This is a genomic window from Pseudomonas sp. PDM26, assembly GCF_019219185.1.
GTDB lineage: Bacteria > Pseudomonadota > Gammaproteobacteria > Pseudomonadales > Pseudomonadaceae > Aquipseudomonas.
This window is the reverse complement of sequence record NZ_JAHUWC010000010.1, coordinates 166,321-188,148: the sequence shown is the minus strand read 5'-3', so window position 1 is coordinate 188,148 and position 21,828 is coordinate 166,321. Positions and strand designations below refer to the sequence as shown.

The following is a 21,828-nucleotide window of genomic DNA, read 5'->3' as shown; positions in this document are numbered from 1 at the left end:
TCCGGCTTTTTAGCCGACGCACAGGGAGCTCAAATGTCCGGTTCGATCCTTTATGTCCACGGCTTCAACAGCTCGCCGTTGTCGAAGAAGGCCTGTCAGTTGGTCGAGGTGATGGAGCGCCTGGGCCTGAGCGAACACTTGCGCGTTCCTGCGTTGCACCATCACCCGCGCCAGGCTATCGCACAACTGGAGCAGGCTATTTCCGAGCTCGGTCGGCCACTGCTGGTCGGCAGCTCGCTCGGCGGCTACTATGCCACTCACCTGGCCGAGCGCCTTGGCCTGAAAGCCCTGTTGATCAACCCTGCCGTCGGTCCGCACCGGATGTTCGACGGATTTCTGGGAACGCAGAAAAACCTGTATACCGATGAGACCTGGGAAATGACCCACGACCACGTGACGGCCCTGGCCGAACTGGAAGTAGCGGCGCCCCGGGATCCACAGCGCTATCAGGTATGGCTGCAGACCGGGGACGAAACGCTGGACTATCGCCTCGCCCAGCAGTATTACCGGGCTTGTGCCTTGCGCATCCAGGCCGGCGGCGACCATGGTTACCAGGGGTTTGCCGCACAGCTTCCGGCCATGCTGAGCTTTGCCGGCATTGGCGCAGATTTGTATCAGGCGATTGATTTCACGGCATTGTGAAATCTCGCTCTTATTTTCAATGAATGACTGACGACGAGACCCCATGGCCACTCCCAGCGCTAGCTCTTATAACGCAGACGCCATCGAAGTCCTCTCGGGCCTCGACCCGGTGCGCAAACGCCCCGGCATGTACACCGACACCAGTCGGCCGAACCACCTTGCCCAGGAAGTCATCGACAACAGCGTCGACGAAGCCTTGGCCGGGCATGCCTCATCGGTACAGGTGATCCTGCATGCCGACCATTCCCTGGAAGTCAGCGATGACGGCCGTGGCATGCCGGTGGATATTCACCCTGAGGAAGGTGTTTCGGGCGTCGAGCTGATCCTCACCAAGCTTCATGCCGGTGGCAAGTTTTCCAACAAGAACTACCAGTTCTCCGGCGGCTTGCACGGGGTGGGTATTTCCGTGGTCAATGCCTTGTCCACCGAAGTGCGGGTGCGTGTAAAACGTGACGGCAACGAATACCAGATGACCTTCAAGGATGGCTACAAGGCCACCGAGCTGGAAATCATCGGCACTGTCGGCAAGCGCAACACCGGCACCAGCGTGTTCTTCGCGCCGGATCCGAAATACTTCGACTCTCCGAAATTCTCCATCAGCCGCCTCAAGCACGTGCTCAAGGCCAAGGCCGTGTTGTGCCCGGGGTTGCTGGTCAGTTTTGAAGACAAGGCCACCGGCGAGAAAGTCGAATGGCATTACGAAGACGGCCTGCGTTCCTACCTGGTGGATGCGGTCAGCGAATTCGAGCGCCTGCCGGACGAGCCGTTTTGCGGCAGCCTGGCCGGTAATAAAGAAGCGGTGGATTGGGCGCTGCTGTGGCTGCCCGAAGGTGGCGACGCAGTCCAGGAAAGCTACGTCAACCTGATCCCGACAGCCCAGGGCGGTACTCACGTCAACGGTTTGCGTCAAGGCCTGCTCGACGCCATGCGCGAGTTCTGCGAATTCCGCAGCCTGTTGCCACGTGGTGTGAAGCTGGCGCCGGAAGACGTCTGGGAACGCATCGCCTTCGTACTGTCGATGAAGATGCAGGAACCGCAATTCTCCGGTCAGACCAAGGAGCGCCTGTCGTCCCGTGAGGCGGCGGCGTTCGTCTCCGGTGTAGTCAAGGATGCGTTCAGCCTGTGGCTCAACGCCAACCCGGAAACCGGCATGCTGTTGGCGGAACTGGCGATCAACAACGCCGGTCGTCGCCTCAAGGCCAGCAAGAAGGTCGAGCGCAAACGCATTACCCAAGGCCCGGCGCTGCCGGGCAAACTGGCCGACTGCGCCGGCCAGGACCCGATGCGTTCCGAGCTGTTCCTGGTGGAAGGTGATTCCGCTGGCGGCTCGGCCAAGCAAGCGCGGGACAAAGAGTTCCAGGCGATCCTGCCGTTGCGCGGCAAGATCCTCAACACCTGGGAAGTCGACGGCAGCGAAGTGCTGGCCAGTCAGGAAGTGCACAACATCGCGGTGGCCATCGGTGTCGATCCGGGCGCGGCCGACATGAGCCAACTGCGCTACGGCAAGATCTGCATTCTCGCCGACGCCGACTCCGACGGCCTGCACATCGCAACCTTGCTGTGCGCCTTGTTCGTCCAGCATTTCCGCCCGTTGGTGGATGCCGGTCACGTCTACGTCGCGATGCCGCCGTTGTACCGCATCGATCTGGGTAAAGAGATCTACTACGCCCTCGATGAAGCCGAACGCGATGGCATCCTCGATCGTCTGGTGGCCGAGAAGAAGCGCGGCAAGCCGCAGGTCACCCGATTCAAGGGCCTGGGCGAAATGAACCCGCCACAGCTGCGTGAGACCACCATGGACCCGAACACCCGGCGTCTGGTGCAGTTGACCCTGGAAGATTTCGAGGCGACCTCGGAAATGATGGACATGCTGCTGGCGAAGAAACGCGCCGGCGACCGTAAGACCTGGCTGGAGTCCAAGGGCAACCTGGCCGAGGTGCTGGGCTGATGCGTCTGGGCTTTGCCCTGGCTTGTGGGTTGCTGCTGATGTCGAACATGGTATCCGCCGAGCCGGCGCCACAGCTGCGCCTGTTGTCCGAACATGTCGTCGACGGCATGCGCGGCGGCAACCTGTCCGGGCTGGCGCAGTGCGGCAATGATCTGTGGGCGGTTTCCGACCGCGACGATAATCAGATCTACCGCCTGGATACCCGCGAATCTGCCTGGCAGGCACAAACGGTGCACATCGACGTACCGCCGGTGCCTGACAGCGGCTTGCCCTGGGGGCTGAAGTCTCGCGTCTGGGGGGCTTCGTTCGTGCGTGGCGGCGATCTGGACTTTGAAGGCATCAGCTGCGACAGCGCCGGCAATCGCTACATCGTCAGCGAAGGCCATGCCGCTGTCTTGCAAGTGCCACCAGCGGGACCAGCCGCCTGGCTGAAAATTTCGCCGATGCTGGTTCGCGAGGCACGGGCCAGAGGCCTGCTATTGCAGTTCAATGCGTTGCTCGAAGGGCTGGCGGTCAATCCTGCGGGTGATCAGATGTGGCTCGCCGCAGAGCGCCAGGGCCGCGGACTGCTGATGATCAAGCGCAAGCAGACGTTGTGGGATTGCGACGGTGGCTGCGTGCTGCTGAGCGAGGCTGGCATGGAAATGCAGCCCGAGCAATTTCCTGACGCCAAAGCTGTACTGCGGGATTTTTCTGACCTGTCGCTGTTCAACGGCAAGCTGTTCACGCTTGAACGCAACGCCTACCAGATCTGCCGCCGGGATCCGCAGACGGCCAAGGCTGAGCGCTGCTGGTCGTACGCCGTCGAGTTGTTACAACCAAACCGTCGTTATCCACAGGACTACGGGATGGAAGAGGCGTTGATCGTGGATGCCGATGGCGCCTGGATCGGTGTCGACAATAATTTCGGCGCGCGCGCCGATGGCGAAGTCCGTCCGGTGGTCTGGCGCTTCGTGGCACCGGAAGGTGGCTGGAGTGCCAGGCCATGAGACAAAAAAGCCCGGGGCAGCGCATAGGCCGGGTATTCATGGTGCTGGCCTGGTGTGCGGCGCTGTTTCTGGCCACGCGGTTTTTCGCCCAGTGGGAAGCGCGTCAGCAAAATCCGAATGTGGTGGTCAGTTCGGAGCAGGGCGAAGGTTTCATCGAGGTGAAACTGGTGAGCAATGTGCAGGGGCATTTCGTTGCCAGCGGCCAGATCAACGGCCAGCCGGTGGACTTCATGCTCGATACCGGGGCGACCGATGTGTCGATTCCGGCGGACCTGGCCAAGCGCTTGAGGCTCGAAGAAGGATTCGGCGTGACCCTGAGCACGGCTAATGGCCTGAGCCAGGGCTATCGCACCCGTATCGAACGCCTGCAACTGGGCGACATCGTGCTGCGGGATGTACGCGCACTGGTGGCCCCGGGGCTGCATGGCGATCAGGTGTTGCTCGGCATGAGCGCACTGAACAAACTTGAATTTACCCAGCGCGGTGGCACCATGCTGCTGCGCCAGACAACGAACCGATGAGGCCCGCATGAGCGACTCCCTTGATCTCAGCCTGGACGGTGTAGAACGCCGGTCACTGGCTGACTTCACCGAAAATGCCTACCTCAACTACTCCATGTACGTGATCATGGACCGTGCCTTGCCGCATATCGGCGACGGCCTGAAACCGGTACAGCGCCGCATTATTTATGCGATGAGCGAGTTGGGGCTGGACGCCGATTCCAAGCACAAGAAGTCGGCGCGTACCGTCGGTGACGTGCTCGGTAAGTTCCACCCTCACGGCGATTCGGCCTGCTACGAAGCCATGGTGCTGATGGCCCAGCCGTTCAGCTATCGCTACACGCTGGTCGACGGCCAGGGCAACTGGGGTGCGCCGGATGATCCCAAGTCCTTCGCCGCCATGCGTTACACCGAAGCGCGGCTGTCGCGTTATTCCGAAGTGCTGCTCAGCGAACTGGGCCAGGGCACGGCGGACTGGGGGCCGAACTTCGACGGCACGCTTGACGAGCCACTGGTCTTGCCGGCCCGCCTGCCGAACATTCTGCTCAACGGCACCACTGGCATTGCCGTGGGTATGGCCACCGACGTTCCGCCGCACAACCTGCGCGAAGTCGCCACCGCCTGCGTGCGCTTGCTCGACGAGCCCAAGGCTACGGTCGAACAGCTCTGCGAACACATCCAGGGCCCGGACTACCCGACCGAAGCGGAAATCATCACCCCGCGCGCCGACCTGCTGAAAATCTACGAAACCGGTCGCGGCTCGGTGCGCATGCGCGCCGTGTATCACATCGAAGACGGCGACATCATCGTCACCGCGCTGCCACATCAGGTCTCGGGCGCCAAGGTGCTGGAGCAGATCGCCGCGATGATGCAGGCCAAGCCGTCCAAGGCCCCACAAATTGCCGACCTGCGTGACGAATCCGACCACGAAAACCCGTGCCGGATCGTGATCATTCCGGGGGCTCGGAAGAACTTCGACCACGATGCCTTGATGCAGCATTTGTTCGCCAGCACCGAGCTGGAGTCGAGCTATCGGGTCAACATCAACATCATCGGCCTGGACGGCAAGCCGCAGTTGAAGAACCTGCGTGCGCTGCTGGTCGAATGGCTGGAGTTCCGGGTGCAGACCGTGCGTCGTCGCCTGCAATTCCGCCTCGACAAGGTCGAGCGTCGCCTGCACCTGTTGGACGGCTTGTTGATTGCCTACCTCAACCTGGATGAAGTGATCCACATTATCCGTACCGAGGAGCACCCGAAAGCCGCGCTGATCGAGCGCTTCGCCCTCAGCGAAATCCAGGCCGACTACATCCTCGACACCCGTCTGCGTCAGTTGGCGCGACTGGAAGAGATGAAGCTGCGTGCCGAGCAGGATGAACTGCTCAAGGAACAAGCCAAGCTGCAAGCCCTGCTGAGCAGCGAAGCCAAGTTGAAAAAACTGGTGCGCAGCGAACTGATCAAGGACGCGGAAACCTACGGCGATGACCGTCGGTCGCCTATTGTCGAGCGCGCCGAAGCCAAGGCCCTGACCGAACACGATCTGCTGCCGAACGAGAAAGTGACGGTGGTGCTGTCGGAAAAAGGCTGGATTCGCTCCGCCAAAGGCCACGAAATCGACGCCACGGGGCTTTCCTACAAGGCCGGGGACGGCTTCAAGGCCCTGGCAGCCGGACGCTCCAACCAGTTCGCAGTGTTTATCGACTCCACCGGTCGCAGTTATTCAGTGGCCGCGCACACCTTGCCGTCGGCCCGTGGCCAGGGCGAACCGCTGACCGGTCGCCTGACGCCGCCGCCGGGGGCGAGTTTCGAATGCGTGCTGATGCCGGAAGACGATGCGCTGTACGTGATCGCCTCCGACGCCGGTTACGGTTTCGTGGTCAAGGGTGAAGACCTGCAAGCCAAGAACAAGGCGGGCAAGGCCTTGTTGAGTCTGCCGAATAATGCCAAGGTCATGCTGCCGCGCCCGGTGGCTGATCGTGAGCAGAACTGGCTAGCGTCGGTGACGACCGAAGGTCGCCTGCTGATCTTCAAGATCAGCGACCTGCCACAATTAGGTAAGGGCAAAGGCAACAAGATCATCGGGATTCCTGGTGAGCGAGTGGCCAGTCGCGAAGAGTATGTGACGGACATCGCCGTATTGCCGGACGGGGCAACACTGGTGTTGCAGGCCGGGAAACGTACCCTGTCACTGAAAACGGACGACCTCGAGCACTACAAGGGTGAACGTGGTCGTCGTGGCAACAAATTGCCGCGTGGCTTCCAGCGGGTTGATGCGCTGCTCGTCGAAAACCTCAATTAGGCGACTTAGGGGGCGTTCTCGACTAGTTTCCCCACCGCGCCGGGTCTGCTGTTGTGCAGGGCAAGGCGCGAGAAGCGTGGTTTGGTCATTCCAAATAAGCTTCGAGCAACGCAGCCCTGCACAACAGCAGGCCCGGCCCTTCGGGTTGTGCCTTAAAGTGGGCCAGGCTGCGTTGCAGGCCTTGGAAAGGGAACAACCATTCCCAGCGGCCTGCGCCTTGCCTGGCCCGCTTTAAGGCGACAACGCGGTGGGGAAACTAGGCGAGAACGCCCCCTGGAAGCGCCGATCTACGATTTAACCCGTAGTTCGGCGCTTTGCACTGGAGTCGGAACGCATATTCACGGATGATATGGCCTTTCAAGCGCCGGCATTGCCGCGCGTTCTTCATATTTATTGAGTATTTTTACTGTGGTCAGCCTTTTTACGATCACCTGGATGGGACGATGACTGCTCTGCGCCTTCCTTTTATTCTTATGCTCGCCGGCGTTCTTGGCCTGGCGGGTTGCAGCGTTCACCAGCCGGTGTCGTTGTACCAACTGGATGCCGGAAGTCCGGTTCAGCCTGCACAGAACGCGGGCATGGCGGTATTGTTGGGGCCGGTCACCGTGGCCGACTACCTGCAACGCGAAACCCTGTTGCAGCGCCAGCCGGATGGCAGCCTGCAAGCCTCGACCGACGGTCGTTGGGCAGGCAGCCTTTCGTCGGATATCGATCAGCTGCTGCTGCGTCAGGTCGCAGGTCACCTGGACAGCCAGCGCGTAGTGCTGGCGCCGGCGACAGTGGGCTTCACCCCGGATGTTCAGGTGCTGCTGACTATCACGCGCCTGGATTCGGGTGCAAAACAACCGGCGATCCTCGATGCGCAATGGCGCTTGATCGACCGTCGCGGACAGGTCCGTGACAACCGCATCATCCATTTGCAGGAACAGCATGCCGGTAGTACGGCGGCTCAGGTCCAGGCGCAGGGCGTGTTGTTGCAACGCCTGGCCGAACAGCTGTCGGTGGCGCTCAAGCCGTTGGCCAATCAGCCGCCGATCGCCGAGGTCCCGCGCAAGCCGGCAGCCAAGGCGGCAGCACCTGCGGTAGAACAGGGAAAGCAGCCGAAGATCCCGATGGCCGCGCCGGTTCGGACGGATATGGAAGTGTTCCGCTTCTGACCCGGAACTGAAGCTGTTCCCCATACATAGCCCGCCTTGTGCGGGCTTTGTTGTTTCTGCTGTCGGGGTATCTTTAGTACCTGTTCCGGCCTCTTCGCTGGCAAGCCAGCTCCTACAGGTTTTGCGTCGTTCACAAAATGGCGGCTTACACCGATCCATTGTAGGAGCTGGCTTGTCGGGTCGCCGCATCGCAGCGAAAGCGTCAGAGCAGGCCACAAAAAAGCCCGCAGACGATCGCTCATCTGCGGGCTTCCAGGTTCAAAGGCTAAAAGATCGCAGCCTTCGGCAGCGGTTACGCCCGGCGTTCGTGCATCCGCGCCAATTGCCTTTCCAGCATCGATGGATACGGCTCCATCAATCGTTCCACGCAGCACGCGCCCTCTGGGCTGGCAATCGGGCGGATCCGTGCGCGCTGGCGGATCAACGCGTCGTCACTGATCTTGCGCTCCACCAGCAGCAGGTTGCGGCTGTGTTGCGACAGGGCCAGGGCGTCCTGGGCGGAGTCGGTCAGCAGCAGGTCGATCTGGCTCAGGCCGAACAGTTCGTCACCGAGGGTCAGGCCCAGCTGCAATTGCAGGGTGATACCGCTGTCCGCGACTTCGATCTGCAACTGGTGGCCCAGGGCTCGCAGCAGCTCGCCACAGCAAATGGCGTTGGTCAGGTAATCGTCGCCGCTGTCTTCGGTGTGGAACAGCATCAGCGTGCTGCCATCGTTCAAGGTCTCCACTTCGCCCTGATACAGGGAAGCGGCTTGGTCGAGGCAGTCGCGATAGCGTTCGAGCAGCTCTTCAAGGCGCGCCCGCGGCAGGCGTCGCAGTTGTTCCTGGGAGCCCAGTTGCACGGCCAGTACGGCGCTGTGCTGCGGCACGCTGGATACCACGGGTTTGGCCACCGGTTTGGCCGCGTTGTCTGCCGAAACATCGAGCAAGTCGGCAAAGGCATCGTCGTCATCATCGTCTTCGACTGTGCTGACAATGCGCCGTGGCGCGGCTTTCATCGCGGCCATCGGACGAGTTTCATCGAAACTTGGATCGCGCAGGTTGCGCACTTCGAAACCCGGTTCGGCATCGTCGTAATCGCTGTCGTCGAGCTCAGGCTCAGGCTCAGGTTCCGGCTCGGCGGGTTCCGGTGCGTAACTCGCGTGAAGCTGGCGCGCCAGGTCGCCGATTTCGTCATTACGCTCGGTGGCCGGGGTGTATTCGTCGATGTTGCGCAACCACACCCGCAGTTGCAGCAGCGGCGTCGAGAGATAGCGGCCCATGCGCAAGCTCAAGGCAAGGGACAAAGCCAGCAGGATCGCGCTCAGAATGCCCATGCTTTGCAGGCTGATGGTCATCGGCTGCTGGAACTGATCCATGTCCAGGCTGATGCGCAGCTGGCCAGCCGTCACGTCCTGAAAAGTGATCTTGCTCTGGTAGATGCCCTCGGCTTCGCCCAGCAGGCCGTGTTTGGGGCGCTGACCGGCTTCGGCAAGGATGCGGTTATCCATGCTGTAGATGGCAGCGTGGGCCACCAGCTTGTTCTTGGTAAGGTTGTTGAGCAGCACGTTGAGACTGAGGATGTCGTTGGACACCAACAGCTCGGTGGCTGAGGTGGCCGTCTGCGTAGTCAGGCTTTCGCCCAGCGCATCCGCCTGCTCGTGCATGGCCTGCTTGAACTGCAAGCCCATCACACCGGCATAGATGACCAGGGCCAGGGCGACCAGGATCACGTTATGGCTGGCGATGCGCAATGCAATCGGTACACGGCGGTGGCGCAGTGCCCGGAAGATCAGCAGGAAGAAGTTGTCGGTTTTTACTGGCGTAGGCCGGTTCACTTGAGCTCGGCTCTTTTGTCCGTGAAGTTGACGCGCAGTATAGCGACAGGCCCTAGGCCGTCAAAGCGCTCGCGGTGCCCGATGGTCACTGAAAGTGGGTAGAATGCGTTTTTTTTCCACCTGCGGGGGTGCGCCTTGCGCGAAATCGTCCTGATAAACATCACGGGAGTCGACCGTCCGGGTCTGACTGCGGCCATTACCGGCGTTCTGGCCCAGGGTGGTGTGAACATTCTCGACATCGGTCAGGCGGTGATCCACGACACCTTGTCGTTCGGCATCCTGGTTGAAATTCCCGACACCGAACAAGGCAAATCCGTGCTCAAGGACATCCTGTTCAAGGGGTACGAGCTCGATCAACAGGTGCGTTTCACGCCGGTGTCCGAAGAGGATTACCAGCAGTGGGTCGGCAACCAGGGTAAAAAACGCCACATCGTGACCCTGTTGACCCGCAAGGTGACAGCCGGGCAGTTGCAGGCCGTGAGTTCGATCACCGCCAAATATGGCCTGAACATCGACCACATCGATCGTCTTTCCGGGCGTATGCCGCTGGATACGCCGGCCGACAAGGGCAAGGGTTGCATCGAGTTTTCCGTGCGTGGCGAGGCGGCTGATCCGCAGGCGCTGCGTGCCGAATTCCTCAGCGTTGCCCAGGAACTGAACGTCGACATCGCCTTCCAGGAAGATTCACTGTTCCGGCGCAACCGTCGCCTGGCGGTGTTCGACATGGACTCGACGCTGATCGAAGCCGAAGTGATCGATGAACTGGCCAAGGCTGCAGGCGTCGGCGACAAAGTGTCGGAAATCACCGAGAGGGCAATGGCCGGTGAGCTGGATTTCCGTGCCAGCTTCAAGGAGCGCCTGGCCTTGCTCAAAGGTCTGGACGTCAATGTGCTGGACTCCATCGGCGCCTCGCTGCGCCTGACCGAAGGCGCCGAAACCCTGTTCGCCGAACTCAAGCGCCTGGGCTACAAGACTGCGATTCTGTCGGGCGGCTTCACCTACTTCGCCAAGCAATTGCAGGCCAAGCTGGGTATCGACTACGTGTTTGCCAACGAACTGGAAGTGGTCGACGGCAAAGTCACCGGTGTGGCGGTCGAGCCGATTGTCGATGCGCAGCGCAAGGCCGATTTACTGAAGGAACTGGCACACAAGGAAGGCTTGCGCCTGGAGCAGACCATTGCGGTCGGTGACGGTGCCAATGACTTGCCGATGCTGGCGATTGCCGGGTTGGGCGTGGCATTCCGCGCCAAGCCGCTGGTCAAGCAGTCGGCCAAGCAGGCGATTTCGACCCTGGGTCTGGATGGTGTGTTGTACCTGCTGGGCTTCCGTGATCGCGACGGGCAGCTGTAACACCGCAAAACTACTGTAGGAGCGAGCTTGCTCGCGATGGGCGTTAACGATGACGCGGGCAATCTGAATGCCCGCGTCGCCTCGCCGTTCATCGCGAGCAAGCTCGCTCCTACATGTATGTGCGTTGATCAGGCTTTTGGTGAGCCCATGCCCTGACCCATCTGCACCGCTGTACCGGCGGTCATCTCTTCAGCCCACTTCACTTGATCCGGTCCGAACAGCACGACAGCGGTCGAGCCCAGCTTGAAGCGACCCAGTTCTGCGCCTTTTTCCAGGTGGATCGGCGCGCGTGCGGTTTCGTCGTAGCGGAAGGTTTTCAGCTCACGTTTCGGCGGCGTGACCAGACCGGCCCAGACGGTTTCAATCGAAGCCACGATCATCGCGCCCACCAGTACCACGGCCATCGGGCCGCGCTCGGTGTCGAAAATGCACGCCACGCGCTCGTTGCGGGCAAACAATTCCGGAACGTTTTCAGCGGTGGTCTGGTTGACCGAGAACAGGCGACCCGGGATGTAGACCATCTCGCGCAGGGTGCCGGCCAGTGGCATGTGCACGCGGTGATAGTCCTTCGGCGACAGGTAGATGGTCGCGAAGTCACCGCCCATGAACGGCGCGGCGTTTGCCGCATCGCCACCCAACAGTTCCAGCACGCTGAAGCTGTGGCCCTTGGCCTGGAACACGCGGCCGTGCTCGATCGGGCCGAGCTGGCTGATCGCGCCGTCGGCCGGGCTGAGGATCGCGCCCGGGGTTTCGTCCAGCGGACGGGCACCGTCTTTCAGTGCGCGGGTGAAGAACGCGTTGAAGTGCTCGTAGGCGGTCAGGTCTTCGACCAGCGCCTGGGACATGTCCACCTGATAACGCTTGGCGAACCAGGCGGTAAAGGCATTCTTGAACCAGCGCACGCGGCATTCGGCAATGCAGCCGGCCAGTCGCGAGAGCAAGTTGTGGGGCAGCAGGTACTGGCTGACGATAAACAGACGCTTGTTCATTAACTGTCCTTAAAAACCTTAAATCTCTACGGGCGTGTCGGGATGGTTACCCCATTCGCCCCAGGAGCCGGCGTAGCCTTTGACCCGCGGATAACCGAGAGCCTTGGCCACCAGATAGGTGAAGCCAGAACGATGGTGGGTCTGGCAGTGGGTAATCACTTCTTTGTCTTTGCTGATCCCGAGTTGTTCGAGGATCTGCTGCATGTCGGTGCGGATGCGCAACTGGCGCGCCTGATCCATGCCGGCGGTCCATTCGAAATTGACCGCGCCGGGAATGTGCCCGCCCTTGGCTGCGAGGACTTTCTCGCCGGAGTACTCCAGCGGGCCGCGAGCATCCCAGATTGCCAGGTCGGCGGCGCCGAGTCGGCTTTGCAGGTATTCGCGGGTGGCGGTGGGCTCATCATGCAAGGTCAGTGAAACCGGGCCACCCACGGACGGCGGGATCTGGATCGACATGGGCAAACCCTCTGCCAGCCAGGCCGTCAGGCCGCCGTCGACATAGTGGTACTTGCTGTGGCCGATGACATCCAGCAGCCAGATGAAGCGCCCGGCCCAACCGCCGCCTTCGTCGTCATACACCACGTAGACCGCATCGGGGTTGTGTCCCAGCTCACCAAACAGCGCTTCGAGTGCTGCCTGCGGGGGCATCAACCCCGGGGCGGGGGCCTGGCCGAGCTGCGTGCGTTTCGGTTCGACAAAGCGCGCGCCGGGAATATGCCCTTCGGCGTAGCGGGCGGCACTGGTCAAGTCCACCAGAATCAGTTCGCGGGCGTCGAGGCGAGGGAGCAAGTCGCTCGGCTCGATCACCAGCGGCAAGCCAGAGAAGTCAGACATGTGAGGTCTCCAGAGCACAAAAGGGAGGATTGTAGCGCAGCCTTATTGGCCACGGTGGCTAAAGCTGTGCAGGGCTTTCTCGATGCACTGCGCGGTTTTGCCGAAGGCCTGTACGGAAACTTCCGAAAACGGTCCGCCGCCCTGGTCCGCCACGACGATCATGATCACCCGGCCATTGTTGACCAGCGAGCGCAGCAGCAGATGTTCGCCGCTGAACTGCGAACGCAGGCTGTTGGGCAGCAGGGCCGAGAATTGCACGTTGTTGGCTGGCGTCAGGCGCACCTGGGCCTGTTGCGCGAGCAGGCGTTGCAACACGTTGCTCTGGCTGACCACGTAGTTCAACCCGGCCGCTTCCTTCGGCAGGCCGGCCGTCTGGTGCACGCGCAGGTTGGCATGAGTGCGGTCGGCCATCAGGATCATCACCCGACGCATGCCGCAGGCCACCAGGGCGTCCCGGGCGGCGATGGTCAGGTGCATGGCATTGGTGAAACGACTCGGCTCGACCAGCAATTCGGCACATTGCTTGCGCCACTTCGCCAGGTCTTCGGCGGAGGGTGCCGCTGCCGGCAGCAAGCCTGCGTGGACACGGTTCATGCCCCACGGCCAAATCAGCGATTCGGCAGGGTGCCAGAGGTCGGGCATGGCGTGTTGGCGTGCGCTGTTGGCGGCTTGCTGGTGCAGTTGCTGCTGCACCTCGTCCATCGGCATTTGCAGATAAAGGCTGGTCAGGAATTGCCAGCGCTCACTGTGCGGGCTGTTCCAGGCGTGTTGCGCCGACAGCGCCAGCCCGTTGGCCAGTAGCACTGTGTTGGCCGGCTGATTGAGCCAGCGACGCAGGGTTGGATCGTCGTCGAGACGGTTCTGCTGGCGCAGTGGATGCTCACTGTCACGGGCGATGCGCAGGACTTTCACCAGTTCCCGCTGCTCGGTGAGCAACAGGCGATAACCCTGCTGCACCCAGATCGGCAATCGCCAGACCTCCACCAGCGCCTGGCCGATGTCCAGCAGGCGTACACCAAACAGTTGCTGTTCGACTTTGCGTGCCGACTCACCTTTATGGATGACCCGCAGCTCCCACTCTTCGAGCAGTTTCGGATGAGTCAGCGCCAAAGGCCACAGAGGCGAAAGAAACAGCAGGCTGCCCCAATGGATGTCCTGCCACAGGCGCGCCAGGCGACTGGCAAAAAAACCGTTGGCTTGTTGCGTGGCGTGCAGGCTGATCATCTGCAGCTGACGCAAGGCTTTGGGAATCTCGGACTGGGGTTCGGCGGGCAGGCGCGCGAGCAGCTCTTCGGTGCGCTTCAGGCCGAGGCGATTGATTGCGATCTCAAGGTTTTCCGCAGGCTCGATCATGCTGCCGTGGGTGTGCCGGTTGGCTTCGCGAATCACGCTCAAGGCCAGGGCCGGGCTACCTTGCATGAGGTCGGCGATGTCACGCAGTGAGCTGCGATTGTCGCGGATGGCTTTGCAGACACGGTCGTGGCTGGCTTGCGGGACGGGAAGACGTACGCCATTGAGCAGCTTGACCCAGCCTTCGAGCGTCGTTGGTTTTGGCGTTGGAACGTTCGTTTCGTTAACCATGGTGGGAGGCGATCATCGTCAACATTACCTATGCCCGGATGGGGTCAAATTAGTTTTTCGCCTGAACGGGCTATAGTCTCGCGCAGTTTTGCCGATAAGGAGAAGAAGAGATTTTTTAACTACCGAATATGACCTTGAACCCGACTCAGTAAGTGCTCTCCTAACCTATGGCTAAAATTATCGGCATCATCGTCGTATTCGCGAGCGTGCTCGGCGGATACGTGCTTTCCCACGGCAAGATTGCCGCCCTGATCCAGCCTTTCGAGGTCATGATCATCGGTGGCGCCGCCCTCGGCGCATTCTTGCAGGCCAACCCTGGTCATATGGTCAAGCACGTTCTCAAGAAAGCCTTGGGAATGTTCAGCTCGCGCTTCAACCACACTTTCTATCTGGAGGTGCTGGGCCTGATCTACGAGATCCTCAACAAGAGCCGCCGCGAAGGCATGATGGCCATCGAAGGCGACATTGAAGATGCGACCGCGAGCCCGATTTTCGCCAAGTACCCGACCGTTCTCAAGGACGAGCGCATGACCGCATTCATTTGCGACTACCTGCGCATCATGTCCTCCGGCAACATGGCTCCCCATGAGCTCGAAGGCCTGTTCGACATGGAACTGACCAGCCTTAAGGAAGACCTGGATCATCCTTCTCACGCGGTGAATGGTATCGCCGACGCAATGCCCGGTTTCGGTATTGTTGCGGCAGTATTGGGTATCGTGGTGACCATGGCCTCCCTGGGTGATAGCGACCAGAAAATGATCGGTGTGCACGTCGGTGCGGCACTGGTGGGTACCTTCTTCGGTATTCTCGCCGCCTACGGTTTCTTTGGGCCGCTGGCCCATGCCCTGGCCCATGAAGCCAAGGAAGAACTGAACGTCTACGAAGCCATCAAGGCCTCGCTGGTCGCTTCGGCTTCTGGCATGCCGCCATCGCTGGCGGTGGAGTTCGGTCGCAAGGTTCTGTACCCGGCGCACCGTCCAAGCTTCGCCGAGCTGGAACAAGCGGTTCGTGGTCGTTAAGTTATGGAAAATAACCAGCCGATAATCATCAAACGCGTCAAAAAGTACGCGGGCGGGCATCACGGAGGCTCCTGGAAAATCGCCTTCGCGGACTTCGCCACGGCGATGATGGCGTTCTTCCTGGTGTTGTGGCTGCTGTCCACCGCCACGCCGGAACAGAAGATTGCCATCGCCGGTTACTTCAAGGACCCGATCGGCTTTTCCGAAAGCGGCACGCCCTACATCATCGATCTGGGCGGCACGCCGACCCTGGCGCCGGAAAACACCCTCAACCCCGAAGTGAAGTCCCAGCCGCAGCCGGACAAGGTCACCATCGATACCGACCATGTCGAAGGCATGGCCGAGCAGGTCGAAAAGGAGCGCCTCGAACTGTTGCTGCAAGAACTGCAGAACAAGGTTGAAGAGAACCCGCAGCTGCAGAAGTTCAAGGATCAGATCCTGTTCGAAATCACGCAGGACGGCCTGCGTATCCAGATCATGGACGCAGAAAACCGCCCGATGTTCGACTCAGGCTCGGCCCGTCTGAAACCGTATTTCGAAGACATCCTGCTGGCCATGGCCGACACCATCAAGGCGGTGCCGAACAAAATCAGCATCAGCGGCCACACCGATGCCAAGCCATACACCGGTACCGGTGATTTCGGTAACTGGGAGCTTTCGGCCAACCGTGCGAACGCCGCGCGTCGTGCGCTGGTGGCGGGCAGCTATCCGGATGCGCAGGTGGCGCGGGTGGTCGGTTATGCCTCGTCGGCCCTGTTCGATCGCGAGCATCCGTTCAACCCGGTGAACCGTCGTATCGACATCGTGGTGCTGACCAAGAAAGCCCAGCGTGCGATTGAAGGTTCGCAGGGGACGGAACCTGCTCCTGATGCGCCGCAAGGTTCGGCCGTTCCGGGAGCCGCACCGGCTACACCGGTCGACCCGAACGCGTTGCCGGCGGACAAGGAACCGCTGCCGGCCCACGAACTGCGCGAGCGTCTGAACCTGTTCGACGACCCGGCACCGAAACCGGGTGAGCCGCCCAAGCAGTGACCGAAAAAAAAGCCGACAGCGATGTCGGCTTTTTTGTCGGCGTTTCCTACGTTAAAAGCCTCGGGTGATTCGGGATTTAAGATCAGCGTGAAAGCGATCCGCATTGGATTTGTTAACGCTGCGCACCGACTCGCTACCGTTCACCGAATCCAGTGACATCGAGCGCTTGAGTGTCGACTCGGTGCGATAAGCATCAATAAAAAACTCGATGTCCCGGTCGCTGGTCAGCTTCGGCCATTTATCGAGGTACAGCGGCAGCTCTGTCGGGCCGGTCTTGAACGAGCAGATGCGCCGGTTGGTGATGGTCGCCTCGCCGATTTCGAACGGCACCCACCAGGACAGCGCGGTTTTCTCCGACACCACCGCCAGCAGGTGCGTGCATTCGCTGATGTTGCGGGTGATCACTCCGGTGATGTCATCGGTGGTCTGGGACTCGGCATCCAGCACGTCGAGGTAGGTCTTGATGTTGGCCTGGATCAGGCGCGCGTTGATTTTGACCGCGTGGGCGCGATCCATGTGGCGGTAGCTGATAAACACTGGCATCAGAAATGTCCCTTGATCGCGAGTTCGCGGTAATAGGCGCCGAGGGCGGTGAGGCGGCAGCCGGTGGAGTGGATGGCGGCGTAGTACATGTGTTCGGCGTCCACCGGTTCGACCAGGCTGTGGCGGTTGCACTTTTGCAGTTGGGCGAAGACCTCGCCCTGTTCCGGGTTGAACTCGGGTTCGGTGGGCTCGAAGCTGGGGGAGAGGGGGTACACCGACTCCGCTTCGGCAAACCATTCGGGGAGTTTGCGCAGGATTTCCTTGGGGATCAGTGGCGACACTTCGCGCAGGGAGATGAACTGTGAGACGTTGGTCTTGAACACCGGACGCTGTTCCCAGGCATCGAGGGCATTGTCGACAAACGAATAAAGACTGCCGGGGGTGATCTTGCCCAGGATGTTCGCGGCTCCGCCGTGCAGGGCCTGGAGCAGCAATCCGGTGAACACGCCGTGTTGCGCGCCCTCCATCGCCGGTTCTTCCTTTTTGCAGGCAGTCAGAATCGTCATGCCTTCGCCGACCACGCTGCCTTCACTGCGCAAGGCGCGCAGTTCGCCGGCCGAGCCGCTCTGGCAGCAGTCGAGAATGATCACTTTGTTTTTGATCTTCGTGGCTTTGCTCGCCCAGTTGAGGATGTCGCTGAGGCGTATCCCGTCCTTGGCGCTCTTGTAATCCTGCGGGATTAACATGCCTTCGTCGGTGTCGGTGTCGAAGCTGCCGTGGCCGGCGAAATACAGCAGCGCGACATTGCAGTCCCCGACAAACAGCTCGCGGATCTGGTCTTCGAGCTTTTCCCGGCCGAGGTAGTCCTCGGCGGAGGTCAGTACGATGTTCTTGAAGTTCGGATCGCCATTGGCGTCGGTTTTCAACACGGATGCCATGGCCATGGCGTCATTGCTGCAACCGCTCAGGCGCGACACATGGGTGTAGTCGTTGATGCCGATAAACAGTCCCTTGCGCATGGTTACACCGCCGTATGCTTGCGAATCGCATCGATGATGCTGTTGGTGTTCCACGCACATTCGGCATGTGCCGCGTCACGTACCACCGTGGAAATCCGCTCGGCACCGAACGGCTTGATCGCAATGATCACCTTGCCCATGCGCTTGGCGATCTCGATTTCCTTGTTGATCCACTTGCTGTAGGTGGAATACATCCCGGCCATGATCAATACCGCCGAACACGGGCGAATCTTGTTTTCGATGGCCTCCTCAAGTTGTTTGTCGGTTTTCGCGTCGACAATCGGGTTGTCCGATGGCACCGAAAAATTCTTGTACGCGAAACCCGGCTTGGCGTTGAGCAAACGCACGAGATTGTCGTGGGCGTCGGCGTAGTTCCACGAGTGGCTGATGAACAGATGGTAGGTTTGCATGGGTGTCCCTCGGTGTCGCTGGAGTGCGAAGAGGGTCTGAAGCTAGGCTATTGGCTGGCGGCTACAAGGGGATGTGACTCAAAGAGAAATGCCCTACAAGCGCCGGTGCGGGTGTCTTACAGAAAGGTCTGATGTTTAAGCAGGGGAAGATCCGGCCACCGGCCGCCCCGCTGAAGGCAGGGCGGTCGGTACGTCTGTTTAGTAGCCGTTTTCCGGCAGACTGGCGATGATCGAGCGGTAGCTGTTCATGCGTTGCTGCTGCACGCGGCCGTCTTCAAGGGCCTTGAGCAGGGCGCAACCAGGTTCGCGGTCGTGCTTGCAGTCGCGGAAGCGACAAGTGCCGAGCAGGTCGTTGAACTCGATGAAACCGGCTTCGACGTCGGCGCGGCTGACGTGGCCCAGGCCGAATTCGCGGATACCCGGGGAGTCGATCAACTCACCGCCGCCGGGGAAGTGGAACAACCGCGCGGTGGTGGTGGTGTGAGTGCCCTGGCCGGACAGCTCGGACAACGGACCGACGCGGGTTTCGACTTCCGGCAGCAGGCTGTTGACCAGCGATGACTTGCCGACACCGGACTGACCGACGAACACGCTGATGCGTCCGTCCAGCTGCTTCTGCAACTGCTCCATACCGTTGCCGTGGTGCGCCGACACTTCCAGCACCGGATAGCCGAGGGTGCGGTACACCGCGAGCAAGGCATTCAGCGCAGGAGCGTTGTTGTCGTCGATCAGGTCGAACTTGTTCAGCAGCAACAGCGGTTTGATGCCCGCATGCTCGGCCGCGACCAGGTAGCGGTCGATCAGGTTGGCGTGGGGCTCGGGCAGCGGTGCAAACACGATGACAATCATGTCGACGTTCGCCGCCACCGGCTTGAGCTGGCCACGACTGTCCGGGCGGCACAGCTCGGTGTTGCGGGGCAGTTGCGCCACGATCACGCCGATACCCTGGTTGCCGGCACGCCAGACCACCTGATCGCCGGTCACCAGCGCCGGCAGGTTGGCGCGCAGGTGGCAACGGAACACCTGGCCGGCCAGTTCGCCGTCGCGGGCCTCGACCTCGACCTGCACGCCGAAGTGCGCGATCACCAGACCGTGCTGTTCCGGGCCCAGATCGCCGCCCTCAAGTGCCTCGACAGCCGAGGACTCGCGTTTGGCGGCGCGGGCGGCGCGCTCGCCCTGAATCTTTTCGATGCGCCAGTTTTGACGACGATTGAGTTGGCGTTTGGCCATGGGTGTTCCGTATCAAGAATGCAGCGATTAAGTAAAACGGCCGCGAGTTTAGCACGCCCGGCCACCGGCCTAGGCTAAACTGCGCAGCATTGCCTAGGAGCCGACACATGCAAAACCCGCAGAACCTGATCTGGATCGACCTGGAAATGACCGGTCTGAACCCGGATACCGACGTCATCATCGAAATGGCCACCATCGTCACCGACAGTGACCTGAACACCCTGGCCGAAGGCCCTGTGATCGCCATTCACCACAGCGACGAAATCCTCGCCGGCATGGACGAGTGGAACACCCGTCAGCACGGCGGTTCCGGGCTGACCCAGCGGGTTCGCGACAGCCGCATCAGCATGGCCGAAGCCGAAGCCGAAACCATCGCCTTCCTGGAGAAGTGGGTGCCCAAGGGTAAGTCGCCGATCTGCGGCAACAGCATCTGCCAGGATCGTCGCTTCCTTTATACCCACATGAAATCTTTGGAAAGCTTCTTCCACTACCGCAACCTCGACGTATCCACGCTCAAAGAGCTGGCCGCGCGCTGGGCACCGGATGTGCGTGACAGCTTCAAGAAGGGCAGCACCCACCTGGCCCTGGACGACATCCGCGAATCCATCGCCGAGTTGCAGCACTACCGCAAGCATTTCATCAAGTTCTGATACGGCCCACGGTCCTTGTGTAGGAGCTGCCGCAGGCTGCGATCTTTTGATCTTGAACACCAAAGTCAAAAGATCGCAGCCTGCGGCAGCTCCTACAGGGGGTTGTAGGCTTTGGTGAAGTGAGTAGACTGCGCGCCTTTTTGCAAGGATCGCCACCATGCTGCTGATGCTCTACCTGATCGCCATCACCACCGAAGCCATGACCGGCGCCCTGTCTGCCGGGCGTCGTGGCATGGACTGGTTCGGTGTGGTGCTGATCGCTTGCGTCACGGCGCTGGGTGGCGGGTCGGTGCGCGACGTGCTGCTTGGGCACTACCCGCTGACCTGGGTCAAACACCCCGAATACCTGGTGCTGACGTCTGTCGCCGCGATGGTTACGGTGTTCACGGCGCGTTGGATGCGCCATCTGCGTTCACTGTTCCTGGTGCTCGATGCCATGGGCCTGGTGGCTTTCACCCTGATCGGCTGCATCACCGCCCTGGAAATGGGCCACGGCATGTTGGTGGCCTCGGTCAGCGGCGTGATCACCGGGGTTTTCGGCGGCATCCTGCGGGACATCTTCTGCAATGACATTCCGCTGATCTTCCGGCGTGAGCTCTATGCCAGCGTGTCGTTTGCGGCGGCGTGGTGCTACATGCTCTGCATCTATCTGCAATTACCCGATGAACAATCGATTCTGATCACCCTGTTCGGTGGATTTTTGCTGCGCTTGCTGGCGATCCGTTTCCACTGGGAAATGCCCAAGTTCGTCTACAACGACGAAGCCTGACGTTCGGCGTGCTGCCGCAATGCCCACTCGACATGTTCACGTACCAGTTCCGACGGATGTTCCCGTCGCGCCTTCAGCGCTTCCAGCACCGGAATCGTTGAAGGCGCATTGCCCAATCCTACCGCCAGGTTGCGCAACCAGTTTTCGTAGCCGGTCCGGCGCAGCGGCGAGCCTTCGGTACTGCTGAGAAACTTCTCTTCATCCCACATGAACAGTTCCGCCAGCCCGGCGTTGTCCAGGTTGTGCCGCGGCTTGAAGTCGCTTTCACCGGACGGACGGGCGAAGCGGTTCCACGGGCAGACAATCTGGCAATCATCGCAACCGAACACCCGATTGCCGATCAGCGGCCGCAGGTCTTCAGGGATCGCGCCTTTGAGTTCGATGGTCAGGTAGGAAATGCAGCGCCGGGCATCCAGCACATAGGGGCCGACGAAGGCATTGGTCGGGCAGATGTCGAGGCAGGCGCTGCACCGTCCGCAGTGTTCGGTGGCGTGGGGCGGGTCTACCGGCAGCGGCAAGTCAACGAACAATTCGGCGAGGAAGAAATAACTGCCTGCCTTGCGATTCAACACCAGGGTGTTTTTGCCGATCCAGCCCAGGCCGGCCTGTTCGGCGATGGCTTTTTCCAGCACCGGGGCGCTGTCGACGAAAGCGCGATAGCCGAAAGGCCCGATGACCGCCTGGATCTTTTCCGCCAGTTGTTGCACGCGTTTACGGATCAACTTGTGGTAATCGCGACCCAGGGCATAACGCGAGACGTAGGCTTTTTCCGGCTGGGCGAGCATTTTTGCCATGTGGGTGTCGCCCGCCAGGTAGTCCATGCGCAGGGACACCACGCGCAATGTGCCTGGCACCAGCTCTTCGGGGTGCGAGCGTTTACTGCCGTGAGCGCCCATGTAGTCCATTTCGCCGTGGTAGCCGGCGGCGAGCCAGCGCTCCAGATGCTGCTCATGCTCGGCCAGGTCGAGGCCGCTGATGCCGACTTGTTGAAAGCCCAGCTCGCGGCCCCAGTCCTTGATGGATTGGGCGAGGGCGGGCAGATCTGTGGTAATAGCGGGCATGAGGCGAGAGAAACCGGAGCTGAGGTGCGTATAATTCTGCCAGACATCGGAGC

General features: G+C 60.9%; 20 protein-coding genes. 11 read left to right on the top strand and 9 right to left on the bottom strand.

Features of this window, described 5'->3' with window-relative positions:
• Nucleotides 1–33: 33 nt before the first annotated feature.
• The 6 genes from KW849_RS20205 (at nt 34) to KW849_RS20180 (ending at nt 7,532) form a co-directional block, all read left to right on the top strand.
• Complete coding sequence (locus KW849_RS20205) at nt 34–642, top strand: YqiA/YcfP family alpha/beta fold hydrolase (RefSeq protein ID WP_218430997.1); 609 nt, start codon at nt 34–36, stop codon at nt 640–642.
• A 43-nt stretch (nt 643–685) separates the two neighbouring features.
• A complete protein-coding gene (parE, locus tag KW849_RS20200; protein WP_095943188.1) occupies nt 686–2,590 on the top strand; it encodes a DNA topoisomerase IV subunit B in 1,905 nt (634 codons plus the stop codon).
• Nucleotides 2,590–3,579 carry an esterase-like activity of phytase family protein gene (locus tag KW849_RS20195; RefSeq protein ID WP_218430996.1) on the top strand — a complete coding sequence of 330 codons (990 nt, stop codon included), beginning with the start codon at nt 2,590–2,592 and terminating at the stop codon, nt 3,577–3,579. The genes parE and KW849_RS20195 overlap by 1 nt, the downstream gene beginning before the upstream one ends.
• Nucleotides 3,576–4,100, top strand: a complete 525-nt coding sequence (locus tag KW849_RS20190) for a TIGR02281 family clan AA aspartic protease (RefSeq protein ID WP_218430995.1) — start codon at nt 3,576–3,578, stop codon at nt 4,098–4,100. Before KW849_RS20195 ends, KW849_RS20190 begins: the two co-directional genes overlap by 4 nt.
• Before the next feature lie 7 nt (nt 4,101–4,107).
• Nucleotides 4,108–6,375 carry a DNA topoisomerase IV subunit A gene (gene parC, locus KW849_RS20185; protein ID WP_218430994.1) on the top strand — a complete coding sequence of 756 codons (2,268 nt, stop codon included), beginning with the start codon at nt 4,108–4,110 and terminating at the stop codon, nt 6,373–6,375.
• 443 nt (nt 6,376–6,818) lie between these two features.
• Nucleotides 6,819–7,532 carry a membrane integrity-associated transporter subunit PqiC gene (locus KW849_RS20180; protein WP_218430993.1) on the top strand — a complete coding sequence of 238 codons (714 nt, stop codon included), beginning with the start codon at nt 6,819–6,821 and terminating at the stop codon, nt 7,530–7,532.
• Between the two features lie 292 nt (nt 7,533–7,824).
• On the opposite strand, the gene KW849_RS20175 is transcribed toward KW849_RS20180, so the two are convergent.
• Nucleotides 7,825–9,348 (bottom strand): AhpA/YtjB family protein, encoded by a 1,524-nt coding sequence (locus KW849_RS20175; RefSeq protein ID WP_218430992.1) that lies wholly within the window; start codon nt 9,346–9,348, stop codon nt 7,825–7,827.
• A gap of 135 nt (nt 9,349–9,483) precedes the next feature.
• On the opposite strand from KW849_RS20175, the gene serB reads away from it, so the two are divergent.
• Nucleotides 9,484–10,698 (top strand): phosphoserine phosphatase SerB, encoded by a 1,215-nt coding sequence (gene serB, locus KW849_RS20170; protein WP_108218400.1) that lies wholly within the window; start codon nt 9,484–9,486, stop codon nt 10,696–10,698.
• 128 nt (nt 10,699–10,826) lie between these two features.
• Here serB and asd read toward each other — a convergent pair whose 3' ends face one another.
• Genes asd through KW849_RS20155 form a run of 3 tightly spaced genes read right to left on the bottom strand, consistent with a single transcriptional unit; the run spans nt 10,827 to nt 14,102 of the window.
• Nucleotides 10,827–11,687 carry an archaetidylserine decarboxylase gene (asd, locus tag KW849_RS20165; protein ID WP_218430991.1) on the bottom strand — a complete coding sequence of 287 codons (861 nt, stop codon included), beginning with the start codon at nt 11,685–11,687 and terminating at the stop codon, nt 10,827–10,829.
• Between the two features lie 18 nt (nt 11,688–11,705).
• Nucleotides 11,706–12,521: a rhodanese-like domain-containing protein gene (locus tag KW849_RS20160; RefSeq protein ID WP_218430990.1), complete on the bottom strand. Its 816-nt coding sequence runs from the start codon at nt 12,519–12,521 to the stop codon at nt 11,706–11,708.
• A 42-nt stretch (nt 12,522–12,563) separates the two neighbouring features.
• On the bottom strand, nt 12,564–14,102 hold the full coding sequence (locus KW849_RS20155) for an HDOD domain-containing protein (RefSeq protein ID WP_218430989.1): 1,539 nt from the start codon (nt 14,100–14,102) through the stop codon (nt 12,564–12,566).
• A gap of 167 nt (nt 14,103–14,269) precedes the next feature.
• On the opposite strand from KW849_RS20155, the gene motA reads away from it, so the two are divergent.
• Nucleotides 14,270–15,121 carry a flagellar motor stator protein MotA gene (gene motA, locus KW849_RS20150; protein WP_218430988.1) on the top strand — a complete coding sequence of 284 codons (852 nt, stop codon included), beginning with the start codon at nt 14,270–14,272 and terminating at the stop codon, nt 15,119–15,121.
• Nucleotides 15,122–15,124: 3 nt separating this feature from the next.
• The gene (motB, locus tag KW849_RS20145) at nt 15,125–16,153 is read left to right on the top strand and encodes a flagellar motor protein MotB (protein WP_218430987.1); all 1,029 of its coding nucleotides are present in this window, start codon (nt 15,125–15,127) and stop codon (nt 16,151–16,153) included.
• 51 nt (nt 16,154–16,204) lie between these two features.
• On the opposite strand, the gene KW849_RS20140 is transcribed toward motB, so the two are convergent.
• From KW849_RS20140 to rsgA, 4 genes are all read right to left on the bottom strand, one after another.
• Nucleotides 16,205–16,696, bottom strand: coding sequence for a toll/interleukin-1 receptor domain-containing protein (locus KW849_RS20140; RefSeq protein WP_218430986.1), 492 nt, complete (start codon nt 16,694–16,696; stop codon nt 16,205–16,207).
• Nucleotides 16,696–17,655, bottom strand: a complete 960-nt coding sequence (locus tag KW849_RS20135; RefSeq protein WP_218430985.1) for a caspase family protein — start codon at nt 17,653–17,655, stop codon at nt 16,696–16,698. The genes KW849_RS20140 and KW849_RS20135 overlap by 1 nt, the downstream gene beginning before the upstream one ends.
• A gap of 2 nt (nt 17,656–17,657) precedes the next feature.
• Nucleotides 17,658–18,065, bottom strand: coding sequence for a TIR domain-containing protein (locus tag KW849_RS20130; protein WP_218430984.1), 408 nt, complete (start codon nt 18,063–18,065; stop codon nt 17,658–17,660).
• Between the two features lie 198 nt (nt 18,066–18,263).
• A complete protein-coding gene (gene rsgA, locus KW849_RS20125; protein ID WP_095943175.1) occupies nt 18,264–19,295 on the bottom strand; it encodes a small ribosomal subunit biogenesis GTPase RsgA in 1,032 nt (343 codons plus the stop codon).
• Between the two features lie 107 nt (nt 19,296–19,402).
• Here rsgA and orn point away from each other — a divergent pair, with 107 nt between their 5' ends.
• Entirely contained in the window at nt 19,403–19,945 is a 543-nt protein-coding gene (orn, locus tag KW849_RS20120) for an oligoribonuclease (protein ID WP_008035288.1), read from the top strand.
• 157 nt (nt 19,946–20,102) lie between these two features.
• A complete protein-coding gene (locus KW849_RS20115) occupies nt 20,103–20,714 on the top strand; it encodes a trimeric intracellular cation channel family protein (RefSeq protein ID WP_108218410.1) in 612 nt (203 codons plus the stop codon).
• Here KW849_RS20115 and queG read toward each other — a convergent pair.
• Nucleotides 20,696–21,775: a tRNA epoxyqueuosine(34) reductase QueG gene (queG, locus tag KW849_RS20110; RefSeq protein WP_218430983.1), complete on the bottom strand. Its 1,080-nt coding sequence runs from the start codon at nt 21,773–21,775 to the stop codon at nt 20,696–20,698. The genes KW849_RS20115 and queG overlap by 19 nt on opposite strands.
• Nucleotides 21,776–21,828 lie beyond the last annotated feature (53 nt).

Bases quoted from the DNA above. Each gene is read 5' to 3' on its own strand.
- KW849_RS20205 (WP_218430997.1), top strand. From the start codon at position 34: ATGTCCGGTTCGATCCTTTATGTCCACGGCTTCAACAGCTCGCCGTTG.
- parE (WP_095943188.1), top strand. From the start codon at position 686: ATGGCCACTCCCAGCGCTAGCTCTTATAACGCAGACGCCATCGAAGTC.
- KW849_RS20195 (WP_218430996.1), top strand. From the start codon at position 2,590: ATGCGTCTGGGCTTTGCCCTGGCTTGTGGGTTGCTGCTGATGTCGAAC.
- KW849_RS20190 (WP_218430995.1), top strand. From the start codon at position 3,576: ATGAGACAAAAAAGCCCGGGGCAGCGCATAGGCCGGGTATTCATGGTG.
- parC (WP_218430994.1), top strand. From the start codon at position 4,108: ATGAGCGACTCCCTTGATCTCAGCCTGGACGGTGTAGAACGCCGGTCA.
- KW849_RS20180 (WP_218430993.1), top strand. From the start codon at position 6,819: ATGACTGCTCTGCGCCTTCCTTTTATTCTTATGCTCGCCGGCGTTCTT.
- asd (WP_218430991.1), bottom strand. From the start codon at position 11,687: ATGAACAAGCGTCTGTTTATCGTCAGCCAGTACCTGCTGCCCCACAAC.
- KW849_RS20160 (WP_218430990.1), bottom strand. From the start codon at position 12,521: ATGTCTGACTTCTCTGGCTTGCCGCTGGTGATCGAGCCGAGCGACTTG.
- KW849_RS20155 (WP_218430989.1), bottom strand. From the start codon at position 14,102: ATGGTTAACGAAACGAACGTTCCAACGCCAAAACCAACGACGCTCGAA.
- motA (WP_218430988.1), top strand. From the start codon at position 14,270: ATGGCTAAAATTATCGGCATCATCGTCGTATTCGCGAGCGTGCTCGGC.
- motB (WP_218430987.1), top strand. From the start codon at position 15,125: ATGGAAAATAACCAGCCGATAATCATCAAACGCGTCAAAAAGTACGCG.
- KW849_RS20140 (WP_218430986.1), bottom strand. From the start codon at position 16,696: ATGCCAGTGTTTATCAGCTACCGCCACATGGATCGCGCCCACGCGGTC.
- KW849_RS20135 (WP_218430985.1), bottom strand. From the start codon at position 17,655: ATGCGCAAGGGACTGTTTATCGGCATCAACGACTACACCCATGTGTCG.
- KW849_RS20130 (WP_218430984.1), bottom strand. From the start codon at position 18,065: ATGCAAACCTACCATCTGTTCATCAGCCACTCGTGGAACTACGCCGAC.
- rsgA (WP_095943175.1), bottom strand. From the start codon at position 19,295: ATGGCCAAACGCCAACTCAATCGTCGTCAAAACTGGCGCATCGAAAAG.
- orn (WP_008035288.1), top strand. From the start codon at position 19,403: ATGCAAAACCCGCAGAACCTGATCTGGATCGACCTGGAAATGACCGGT.
- KW849_RS20115 (WP_108218410.1), top strand. From the start codon at position 20,103: ATGCTGCTGATGCTCTACCTGATCGCCATCACCACCGAAGCCATGACC.
- queG (WP_218430983.1), bottom strand. From the start codon at position 21,775: ATGCCCGCTATTACCACAGATCTGCCCGCCCTCGCCCAATCCATCAAG.